Source organism: Actinacidiphila sp. bgisy160 (genome assembly GCF_965342435.1).
Taxonomy (GTDB): domain Bacteria; phylum Actinomycetota; class Actinomycetes; order Streptomycetales; family Streptomycetaceae; genus Actinacidiphila.
The window spans coordinates 198,954-209,781 of the sequence record NZ_CBDRCM010000006.1 but is presented as its reverse complement, the minus strand read 5'-3'; the positions used below and the strand labels follow the sequence as shown (position 1 = coordinate 209,781).

The window sequence follows — 10,828 nt, the reverse complement described above, 5'->3', positions numbered from 1 at the left end:
ACGTCGCCCGGACCGAACCGGCGCGAAATGCTTGCCGAGAGGCGCGCCAGAGGCTAGCGTCCAATGTCATCAGACAACTCGTCCGATGGCTATGGACAAGGCGGCGCGGACCCGCTTGCGCCCGACCGCCCCACCGGGCTCCCCTGCGAAGGCGGTCCGCGTCCCGGAATCCGGACAGCGATTCTGCGCTCCCCCGGGCGGTTTTATCCGGCGTCGCCAAAACTGCCCTCCCTTCTCCGAAACCCGTACCTTCAACGCTTCGGAACGCGCCGCGTCACGCCCGACGCCGGTCACATCGGACGGAATCTAGAGGTGATCAACGCCCCCGAAACCCAGTTGCCCAAAACTGGCCGCTTTTGCCTCATCCGATCAAGTGATTCAACGCCATGGGCATTGCTCTCAGCACATGCCGACAGCAGATATATGCATGCCGTGTCGGCTCCCCCGGCCGAAGGGCTTCCGCGCGCTGATCACTTGCAGCAGAACCCGGGAGTGGTATGTGCGACGAATTCTGCGGGCCCGCCCTCGCCGCATGGCTCGCCCGAGGAGCCGGCGATCCACAGCGGCGCCTCGAGGAGTGGGCACGCGCCAGGAACAGGGTGACGCTGCTGCCGGCCGGCCACGGGTGGGACGCCGTCAGGATCCCCGAACGGCCGGGTCACGAGGTCCTCGTACGGCTGCGGGACGGCACCGCGCCCGTCGGGCCCGTCATGTGGGACCGGCGCTGCGGCTTCCTGTACTTCCTGGTCCCGCCGCACGCCGAGGACGTCTGGTCCCCGCTCGGGCTGCGCTTCCTGAGCCTCGGCGGGTGGCTGGCCGCCGCCGACCCGCGGCGGTCCGCCGGGCACCCGGCCGTGTGGCTCTGCGCCAGGGGCGCCGCCGAACTCACCGGCCCGGCATGTCTCCACATCGCCTGCCTGGAGGTGCTGACCGCCGGCGCCCGCCCCCTGCCGCACGTTCCCACCCGCCTGTGAGACGGTCGCCGGGGGCCCGGCGGGCGGTCCGGCGTCTCGCAGACGGTCTCCACGCGCCCGTCACCCGGGTCCCACGCGAGCCGCAGCGCCCGCCCCCACGGGGTGAGGTCCTCCTCGCGGCCAGGAGCACACGGTGTCGAACCCGGGGCGCAGGGCCGCGAGGCCAGGCGTGCGGTCCAGGGGCGTGGCGAGTTCGGGGACGGCCGAGACGTCGCTCAGCACGAGAAGGCGGCGGCGACCCTCACGGGGTCCGAACAACCCCGCCCGGATGACCGCCGTGACGGTCGCCGCCGCGTATGGGGTGGCGGCGAAGAAGGATCCGGGTCATCCACTCTCCTTCGTGTCGCCGCGCGCCCGGCGCGGCTTCCGGTCCGGGGCGCGGCGCTGCCGCTCGTGGATCAGCATCACGGACCGTTTCCTCCCGATCCAAGCCGCGGCACCGGATATCACCGGTCCGAGTGAGTGGTGCCGGGAACGGCCGGGAACACGTCCGCGAAAAAAAGTTCCGCCGACGTGTCGATCCGCGCGTCGCCCGTTCGACGCGTAGGCAGGAGCGGGGAGGTTCCCCGCCCGTACCGAAGGAGAACACGATGCGTTTCATGTCCCTGATCCGGATCAACGAGGACAACGTCCCCGAGGGCGGCCCCGACGAGCGGCTGATGGAGGAGATGGGCAAGCTCATCGAGGAGATGTCCAAGGCCGGCGTGCTGCTGGACACGGCCGGTCTGCGCCCGACCTCCGAGGGCACGCGGCTGCACTGGGACCACGGGAAGCTGTCAGTCGTCGACGGCCCCTTCACCGAGTCCAAGGAGTTCATCGGCGGCTACGCGCTCATCCAGGCGAAGTCGAAGGAGGAGGCCGTGGAGTGGACCAAGCGCTTCCTGCAGATCCACGGCGACGCCTGGGAGATCACCTGCGAGCTGCGGCAGGTCGAGGAGGCCCCGGAGCTCTCCTGAGCGCCGCGCCCGGCCGCCGGTTGCCCTCGCCGCGAGCGGCTGCTCTGATGGGTGCCTGTGACGGCTTCGGCTTCAGGCACCGACGACGCCCGCCGCGCGATCGAGGCGGTGTGGCGGATCGAGTCGGCCCGGGTGATCGCCGGTGTCGCGCGGATCGTGCGCGACATCGGCGTCGCCGAGGAGCTCGCCCAGGACGCCCTGGTCGCCGCCCTGGAGCAGTGGCCGGGGGCCGGCGTCCCTGACAACCCGGGCGCCTGGCTCATGGCCACGGCCAAGCACCGTGCGATCGACCTCGTCCGCCGCAAGGAGGTCTTCGCGCGCAAGCTCCGGGAACTGGGCCACACCCTGGAGGGCGTGGGCGGCCAGGCGTACGAGCCGGACTTCGCGGCGGCGGAGGCGGCCGCCGACGGCGACATCGAGGACGACCTGCTGCGGCTGGTCTTCACCGCCTGCCACCCGGTGCTGTCCACCGAGGCCCGCGTGGCGCTCACACTGCGGCTGCTGGGCGGTCTGACGACCGCCGAGATCGCGCGCGCCTTCCTGGTCCCGGAGCCGACCGTCGCCCAGCGCATCGTCCGGGCGAAGCGGACCCTGGCGACGGCGGACGTCCCCTTCGAGCAGCCGCACGGGCCGGACCGGGTCGAGCGTCTGTCCTCCGTCCTGGAGGTCATCTACCTGGTCTTCAACGAGGGCTACTCGGCGACCGCGGGCGACGACTGGATGCGCCCGGCGCTGTGCGAGGACGCGCTGCGCCTGGCCAGGGTGCTGGCGGGGCTGATGCCCGAGGAGGCCGAGGTGCACGGCCTGGCCGCGTTGCTGGAGATCCAGGCGTCGCGTTCGGCGGCCCGCACCGGCCCGGGCGGGCAGCCCGTGCTGCTGGCCGACCAGGACCGGCGGCGCTGGGACCAGCTGCTGATCCGCCGCGGTTTCGCCGCCCTGGCGCGCGCCGAGGCGGCGGGCGGTCCCCCGGGCCCGTACACGCTGCAGGCCGCGATCGCCGCCTGCCACGCCCGCGCCCTGGACGCGCGGGACACGGACTGGCGGCGGATCGCCGAGCTGTACGAGGCCCTGGCGCGGCGCACGCCGACGCCGGTGGTGGAACTCAACCGGGCCGTCGCGGTCACCATGGCCCACGGGCCGCGGGAAGGGCTGGCGCTCGTGGACCGGCTCACCGGCGAGCCTTCGCTGCGCGGCTACCACCTGCTGCCGAGCGTCCGCGGTGATCTGCTGGAGCGGCTCGGCCGACACGCGGAGGCCCGCGAGGAGTTCCTGCGCGCCGCCACCCTGACCCGCAACGAGCGCGAGCGTTCCCTGCTGGTGGAACGCGCCGCCCGGGCGAGCCTGGCGGCTAAGGAGTAGGCGGCCTGGCGCCGGTTCCCTGGCCGCGGTGGCGGCCGGCGGTGCCGGCGGTGCCGGCGTTGTCCTCGACGACGGGGTGGCGATGGGCCTTGGGCCCGCGCAGGGCGTGCAGCATGACCAGCATCAGCAATGGGCACATCAGGGCCACGGCGAGGATGAAGATCGCACCGATCGGCACACCGAGCCCGACCGCGACCAGCACGACGGCGGCGGCCGCGACGAGCCCGTACAGCCCGTAGTGACGGGTGGTCACCCTCGTCCTGTCCATCGCGGCCTCCCGCGGTCTCGCCGACGGCCTGGACTTCATCGTACGGCCGCGGGCGCGCCGCATCCGCTCGCCAACAGCCGCCGCCCGTCACCCGGGTGACGGATGTGACCGGAGGGACGGCACGCGCCCCCGCGGTCACGCGCCCGCTCCCACGCGCCCCTCACCGACGGGCACCGGGCGGGTGGACATACTTCCCGCTCATGGGATCATCCTGCGGTGTGCCGCCCGCGGCGGGAACCGCGGCCCGCGCGCGGGGCGTCGCCACATGCGGCCGTCGCGTCACCGGAGTCCGGGCACCCCGTGCACGGTCCCCGCCCCCACACGAGGCCCGCGCGCAGGACACCCATCGTCCGACAACCCGAGAAGGACAGGGCATGACCGGAACGGCGAGCCGCTACCTCTACCTCACCCGGCACGCCGAGGCGCTGCCGGACGAGACCGGCCTGACGGAGAACGGCTTCCGGCAGGCCGGTCTCCTCGGCGAGCGGCTCAAGGGCTCCCCCATCTCCGCCGTCCACCACAGTCCGCTGCCCAGGGCCGCGCAGTCCGCGGCGCTGATCGGGGAGCGGCTGGGAAGCGGGGTGCCCGTGGCGCCCAGCGAGCTCGCGGGGGACTACCCGCCGTACTTCCCCGCCGAGTCCGAGCTGCCGCCGGACAGCGCGTACTACCTGTCCCGCTTCCTCGACCACTTCTCCCCCGAGGAGCGCTCCGGGGGGCCTCGGCTGGCCGCCGGTGCGCTGACCCGGTTCGCCGGGCCGATGGCGGCGGGGAAGGCGGCCCACGAGCTGGTCGTGACCCACAACTTCCTGATCGGCTGGCTGGTCTCGGCGGCACTGGACGCGCCCCGCTGGCGCTGGCTCAGCCTCAACCACGCCAACGCCGCCCTGACGGTGATCCGCTACACGCCCGGCCGCCCGAACTCGGTGCTGCTCTTCAACGACATGCGGCACCTTCCGGAGGAGCTGCGCTGGACCGGTTTCCCGGCCGAACTGCACTTCTGACGGCGCGCCCCGCCCCCCTGCCGCCCTCCCAGGACCCCGGGCCCGTGCGCCGCCGCGAACACCGGCGCACGGGCCCGGTGACCGGGCCGGGGACCTTGTGGCCTATGGAACGTCCAGGCGGGCAGTGTTAGAAATGTCGGCATGGTCGACGTTTTCGACCGATTCGGGGCGTGTCAATGCGGTCACTGACCGAGAAGAGCCCGCGGAGCGTCGCCGGACAGGTTTTCATCCTGCAGGTGGCGATCGTCGTGCTGCTCGTGGCGGGCGGCGTGTTCGCGCTCGTCCTGCAGTCCCGGCACGACAGCGAGCGCGAGGCCGTCAACCGTTCGATCGCGTCGGCGAGCACCTTCGCGCGCTCCCCCGGCCTGGTGGACGTGCTGAAGGAACCCGACCCCTCCAAGACGCTCCAGCCCATCGCCGAACTGGCCCGCAAGGAGGCCGGGGTCGACTTCATCGTGGTGATGGACACCGACGGGATCCGCTACACGCACCCGATCCCCGACCGGATCGGCCAGCGGTTCGTGGGGACCATCGGGCCGTCCCTGCAGGGCAAGGTCCACACCGAGAGCGTGCACGGCCCGCTCGGCCACGAGGTGCAGGCGGTGGTGCCCGTCTTCGACCCCGTCGACGACCCGCAGGGCCAGGTCGTGGCGCTGGTGTCGGCCGGACTGAAGGTGAAGAACGTGACCGGCGTGGTCGCCAAGCAGCTGCCGATCATCCTCGGCGCCGGCGCGGCCGCACTGGCCGTGGCCATGGGCGGCACGGCCCTGGTCGCCAAACGGCTGCGCCGGCAGACCCACCGCCTGGACCCGGCCGAGATGACCCGCATGTACGAGCACCACGACACGGTGCTGCACTCCGTGCGGGAGGGCGTGCTCATCGTCGACGAGGACGGGCGGCTGCTGCTCGCCAATGACGAGGCCAGGCGCCTGCTCGGCCTCGCCCCCGACGCCGAGGGGCAGCGGGTCACCGACCTGCCCGGACTCGACCCCGGCACCGTCGAACTGCTGGCCTCCCGGCGGGTGGCCACCGACGAGGTGCTCCCGGCCGGCGACCGCCTGCTGGCGGTGAACCAGCGTCCCACCAACGGCCACGGCGGCCCCAAGGGATCGATCGCGACCCTGCGCGACTCCACCGAACTGCGGGCGCTTTCCGGCCGCGCCGAGGACGCCAGGGAACGCCTGAAGCTGCTCTACGACGCCGGCATGGGCATCGGCACCACGCTCGACGTGGTGCGCACCGCCGAGGAGCTGGCCCAGGTCGCCGTGCCGCGCTTCGCCGACTTCGTCACCGTCGACCTGGCCGACCCGGTGCTGTGCGGCGAGGAGCCGAGCGGCATCGCCGGCTGCGGCATGCGCCGCACGGCCGTCAACGGCATCCGCTCCGACGCCCCGCTCTACCCGGTCGGGAAGCTGATCGACTTCCTGCCCTCCACGCCGCAGGCGCGCGGCTTCGGCAGCGGCCGCTCGGAGATCGTCGCCGACCTCTCGGCCGACCCCGGCTGGCTCGCCCAGGACCCCGAGCGCACCGACCGGGTCGTCGGGTACGGCATCCACTCGCTGATCGCGGCCCCGCTCAAGGCCCGCGGCGTGGTGCTGGGCATCGCCAACTTCTGGCGTATGGAGAAGCCGGAGCCGTTCGACGAGGAGGACCTCTCGCTCGCCGAGGAACTGGTCGCCCGCGCGGCGATCAACATCGACAACGCGCGCCGCTACACCCGCGAGCACGCCCTGGCCGTCACCCTGCAGCGCAGCCTGCTGCCGCGCGCCCTGCCCGAGCAGAGCGCACTGGACGTGGCCCACCGCTACCTGCCCGCGCAGTCCGGCGTCAGCGGCGACTGGTTCGACGTGATCCCGCTCCCGGGCAACCGGGTGGCGCTGGTCGTCGGCGACGTCGTCGGCCACGGGCTGCACGCCGCCGCCACGATGGGACGGCTGCGCACCGCGGTGCACAACTTCTCCACCCTCGACCTGCCGCCCGACGAGCTCCTCGGCCACCTGGACGACCTGGTCGGCCGCATCGACCAGGACGAGTCCGGCACCAGCATCGGGGCCGGCGTCATGGGCGCCACCTGCCTGTACGCCATCTACGACCCCGTCTCGAGGCGCTGCGTGATGGCGCGGGCCGGGCACCACCCGCCCGCCCTGGTCCGCCCCGACGGCAGCGTGGAGTTCCCCGACCTGCCCGCCGGGCCGCCGCTGGGCCTGGGCGGCATGCCGTTCCAGACGGCGGAGCTGGAGCTGGCGGAGGGGACCCAGCTGGTCCTGTACACCGACGGGCTGATCGAGGACCGCACCCGGGACCTGGACGTCGGCATGGAGATGCTGAGGCGGGCCCTGGCCGCCCACCCGGACCGGCCGCCCGAGGAGAGCTGCCAGGCCGTACTGGAGGCACTGCTGCCGGGCCGCCCCAAGGACGACGTGGCGCTGCTCATCGCCCGCACCCGCGCCACCCCCGCCGACCACGTCGCCGAATGGGAGGTGCCCGTCGAACCCGCGGCGGTGTCGGGGATGCGGGCCGCCGTCGCGCAGAAGCTGGGCGAGTGGGGCCTGTCGGAGCTGGCGTTCGGCATGGAGCTGGTGCTCAGCGAACTGATCACCAACGCGATCCGCTACGGCTCCGCGCCCATCAGGGTCCGGCTTCTGCTGGACCGGACGCTGACCTGCGAGGTGTCCGACGGCAGCAGCACCTCGCCGCACCTGCGCCACGCCGCCACGACCGACGAGGGCGGCCGCGGGCTGTTCCTCGTCGCGCAGGTCGCCGAGCGCTGGGGCACCCGTTACACCCCCGAGGGCAAGGTGATCTGGGCGGAGCAGCCGCTGCCCGCCTGGGCGGACCGCGTCCTGGACGCGGGTGCGCGGCTGACGGGCGCGGTCGACGCCACGACGCGGTGAACGCCCCGGGGCTCGGACGGGCGCCTCCGCCGGCACCCGGGCCCGGCCCGGGCGGGCGTGCCTGCCGAAGGGGGCGAAGACGCGCTGCGACCGGCGTACCACCCCTCACGGCGCCGCCGGACGGGAGCGGCCCGCCCGCGGACCGCGGCGGAGGCGTCGCGTCTCCCGTCGTGCCCGTCAGCGGCCACACCCGGGCGAACGGGCCCGGCGGCACTCACCCCACCGGTCGAGCCGCCCCCGGGGAGCGGCGCGCCGCCTTGATCACGTGCGCCCCGGCTGTTGCCATGACGCACTATGGCGACGACGCATGAGCTGACGTCACCGGATGCCCGGCCCCGCGCGCGCCACGCCGCACCGCCGCGCAGCCGCCCGCACTCCGAGGTCCTTCTGCTCGCCTGTCTGGCGGCGCTCTTCACCGTGGTCCAGCTCCTCCTGGTCGTCGCGCCCGGGATGGGCCTCGGCTGGGACGAGTCGGTCTACGTCAGCCAGGTCTCCCCGGACATCCCCTCGGCGTTCTTCAGCGCACCCCGCTCCCGGGGCGTGCCGGCCCTCGTGGCGCCGGTGGCGCTGCTGACCACCTCGACCCTCGTGCTCCGCGTCTATCTGGCGGTCCTGTCGGGCGCGGCGCTCTTCCTGGCCCTGTGGCTGTGGCGGCCGCTGCTCGGCACGCGCGTGGTGGCCCTGGCCGGGCTGCTCTTCACCGGGCTGTGGGTGACCCTGCTGTACGGCCCCCAGGCGATGCCCAACCTCTGGGTCGCGCTGGTGGCCCTGATCGCGGTGGGCTGCTACCTGCACGCGGCGGCGCCGGGCCACACCGGCCGGGGCGCGCCCGCCGGACTGGCCGTGGCGTTCGCCGCCCTGACACTGCTGCGGCCGCACGACGCCGCCTGGCTGGCCCTGCCGCTGGGCGTCGCCGCGCTCTTCCTGCGCGGCCGGCGCCGGCTGATGCTGCTCGCGGTCATCGCGGCCGGGGTGCTGCTGGGCGGCGCCCAATGGGTCGTCGAGGCGTTCACCAGCTACGGCGGCATCCTCGCCCGGATGGACCGCGCGAACGCGATCGAGGGCGGCCTCGGCTGGCACCTGGCATTCGCCGACCAGCTCAGCACCCTGGACGCCTCCCACACGCTGTGCCGGCCCTGCGCCGCCGTCTGGCAGCACAAGGGGGACGCCGTGTGGTGGTTCGCCCTGCCCGCCCTGGTGACGACCGGGGTCGCCCTCACGCCGCGGCACGAGGGGCAGGCGCCCGGGGCGCGGTTCCTGCCGGCGGCGTGCGGCCTGTCCCTGGCGCTGCCCTATCTGGTGCTCATCGACTACGCCGCGCCGCGCTTCCTGCTCCCCGCGTACGCCCTGCTCGCCCTGCCCGCCGCCCAGTGCCTCCTGCTGCTCCCCGCGCGGCTACGGCCGGCCCTGCGCCCGGCCGCCACCGGCACCGTGATCGCCGTCGTGCTCGCGCAGCTCGTCACGCAGCAGATCGTGCTCCACCGCGCGGTGCGCAGCTCGACCATCGGCAACGACGACTACGCCCGCATCGCCGCGGAGCTGAACCGGCTCGGGGTGCGCCCGCCGTGCCTGGTCACCGGGCCGATGGCGACGCCCGTCGGCTACCAGGCGCGCTGCGCCTCCGGCCAGACCGCGGGGAACAACGAGAACATGACCCCGGCCGGCATCCTGCGGCTGGCCCGCACCCAGCCGGTCGCCGTCCTCACACCGCGGGGCGGGCAGCCGCCCGCGTACGCGCGCGACTGGCCCTCCCGGCCGCTGCCGCACCTGAACTACCACCAGGGCTACCGCGTCCACCTCTCGCCCAGGTGACGGCCACAATGGACGGGTGATCCCCGACGTCCGCCTGCCCTCCCCGCTGGTCGAGCTGCGCGACGACCAGCGGCTGGGCGGGCGCGGCGTCCGGATGCTCGTCAAGCGGGACGACCTGATCCACCCGGACCTGCCCGGCAACAAGTGGCGCAAGCTCCACCTGAACCTGCGGGCCGCCCTCGACGGCGGCCACCGCCGTCTGCTGACCTTCGGCGGCGCCTACTCCAACCACCTGCGCGCCACCGCCGCCGCGGGCCGGCTGCTCGGCTTCGCGACCACGGGCGTCGTCCGCGGCGACGAGCTGGCCGGGCGCCCGCTCAACCCCTCCCTCGCGCGGGCCGCCGCCGACGGCATGCGGCTGCACTTCGTCGACCGGGCCACCTACCGCCGCAAGGACGAGCCGGAGGTCCTCGCGGCCCTGCTGGACCGTCTGGGCCCCGCCTACGTCGTCCCCGAGGGCGGCAGCAACGCGCTCGCCGCGCGGGGCTGCGTGTCGCTGGGCGAGGAGCTGCGCGGCAGGGCGGACGTCGTGGGCGTGGCCTGCGGGACGGGCGGCACCCTGGCGGGCCTGGCGGCCGGGCTGGACCCGGGGCAGCGGGCGATCGGGTTCCCAGTCCTCAAGGGCGGCGGATTCCTGACCGGGGAGATACGCCGGCTGCAGGAGGCGGCCTTCGGCGGGCCGCGCGGGCACTGGCTGCTGGACGACCGCTTCCACCACGGCGGCTACGCCCGCACCACACCCGAGCTCCGCGCGTTCGCGGAGGACTTCGGCGCGCGGCACGGCTTCGTCCCGGACCCCGTCTACGTCTCGAAGATGCTCCACGGCCTGTTCTCACTCGCCCAGGAGGGCTTCTTCGCGCCCGGGACGACGGTCGCGGCCGTCGTGACCGGGGGGCCGACCGGTTAGCCTTGCTGGCATGATCCGACCCGCGACACCTGCCGACGTCCCGGAGATTCACGCAATGGTCCGCGAACTGGCGGAGTACGAGCGGGAGCCGGACAGCGCGCGGGCCACCACGCGGCAGCTCCACGACGCGCTCTTCGGCCCGGATCCGGCCGTTTTCGCGCTCATGGCGCAGGACGAGGTCCTGGGCGCGCCCGTGGGCTTCGCGCTGTGGTTCCGGAACTTCTCCACCTGGACCGGGACCCACGGCGTCTACCTGGAGGACCTGTACGTACGCCCCCACGCGCGCGGCGGCGGCCACGGCAAGGCCCTGCTCGCCGGACTCGCCGCCATATGCGTCGAGCGGGGCTACGAGCGCTTCGAATGGTCCGTGCTGGACTGGAACGAGCCGTCCATCGAGTTCTACCGTGCGATGGGCGCCCGCCCCCAGGACGAATGGACGGTACAACGACTGACCGGCGAGCCCCTCCGTGCCCTCGCCGAGCAGGCGCGTATCAACAAAGCGACATCTCTTTCGAATTGAGACCGCAGACCACTAGCCACGTTACGTGCTCGTGCGCCTACTATGGGTGACAGCGTGGGGTGCCGGGTCGAGACTCATTCATGGCGGCGACCGTGCTCCGTCCGGGCGACACCGGGGTACGGATCGCGATAGCGTCG

Annotated in this window: 9 protein-coding genes; 8 read left to right on the top strand and 1 reads right to left on the bottom strand. The window is 73.7% G+C overall.

Going from position 1 to position 10,828, the window contains the following annotated elements:
• The first annotated feature begins 497 nt into the window (after nucleotides 1–497).
• The 3 genes from ACRWNP_RS08665 (at nucleotide 498) to ACRWNP_RS08655 (ending at nucleotide 3,289) form a co-directional block, all read left to right on the top strand.
• Nucleotides 498–974, top strand: a complete 477-nt coding sequence (locus ACRWNP_RS08665) for a hypothetical protein (RefSeq protein ID WP_431960436.1) — start codon at nucleotides 498–500, stop codon at nucleotides 972–974.
• 590 nt (nucleotides 975–1,564) lie between these two features.
• On the top strand, nucleotides 1,565–1,930 hold the full coding sequence (locus tag ACRWNP_RS08660; protein ID WP_431960435.1) for a YciI family protein: 366 nt from the start codon (nucleotides 1,565–1,567) through the stop codon (nucleotides 1,928–1,930).
• 57 nt (nucleotides 1,931–1,987) lie between these two features.
• Nucleotides 1,988–3,289, top strand: coding sequence for an RNA polymerase sigma factor (locus ACRWNP_RS08655; RefSeq protein WP_431960434.1), 1,302 nt, complete (start codon nucleotides 1,988–1,990; stop codon nucleotides 3,287–3,289).
• On the opposite strand, the gene ACRWNP_RS08650 is transcribed toward ACRWNP_RS08655, so the two are convergent.
• Complete coding sequence (locus tag ACRWNP_RS08650; protein ID WP_431960433.1) at nucleotides 3,279–3,557, bottom strand: hypothetical protein; 279 nt, start codon at nucleotides 3,555–3,557, stop codon at nucleotides 3,279–3,281. The two genes, ACRWNP_RS08655 and ACRWNP_RS08650, sit on opposite strands and share 11 nt — an antisense overlap.
• A gap of 374 nt (nucleotides 3,558–3,931) precedes the next feature.
• On the opposite strand from ACRWNP_RS08650, the gene ACRWNP_RS08645 reads away from it, so the two are divergent.
• From ACRWNP_RS08645 to ACRWNP_RS08625, 5 genes are all read left to right on the top strand, one after another.
• Complete coding sequence (locus tag ACRWNP_RS08645) at nucleotides 3,932–4,558, top strand: histidine phosphatase family protein (RefSeq protein ID WP_431960431.1); 627 nt, start codon at nucleotides 3,932–3,934, stop codon at nucleotides 4,556–4,558.
• A 176-nt stretch (nucleotides 4,559–4,734) separates the two neighbouring features.
• Nucleotides 4,735–7,452 carry a SpoIIE family protein phosphatase gene (locus ACRWNP_RS08640; RefSeq protein ID WP_431960430.1) on the top strand — a complete coding sequence of 906 codons (2,718 nt, stop codon included), beginning with the start codon at nucleotides 4,735–4,737 and terminating at the stop codon, nucleotides 7,450–7,452.
• Nucleotides 7,453–7,746: 294 nt separating this feature from the next.
• Complete coding sequence (locus ACRWNP_RS08635; protein ID WP_431960429.1) at nucleotides 7,747–9,264, top strand: hypothetical protein; 1,518 nt, start codon at nucleotides 7,747–7,749, stop codon at nucleotides 9,262–9,264.
• 16 nt (nucleotides 9,265–9,280) lie between these two features.
• A complete protein-coding gene (locus ACRWNP_RS08630) occupies nucleotides 9,281–10,171 on the top strand; it encodes a 1-aminocyclopropane-1-carboxylate deaminase/D-cysteine desulfhydrase (RefSeq protein WP_431960428.1) in 891 nt (296 codons plus the stop codon).
• Between the two features lie 10 nt (nucleotides 10,172–10,181).
• Nucleotides 10,182–10,691, top strand: coding sequence for an N-acetyltransferase family protein (locus ACRWNP_RS08625; RefSeq protein WP_431960427.1), 510 nt, complete (start codon nucleotides 10,182–10,184; stop codon nucleotides 10,689–10,691).
• Nucleotides 10,692–10,828 lie beyond the last annotated feature (137 nt).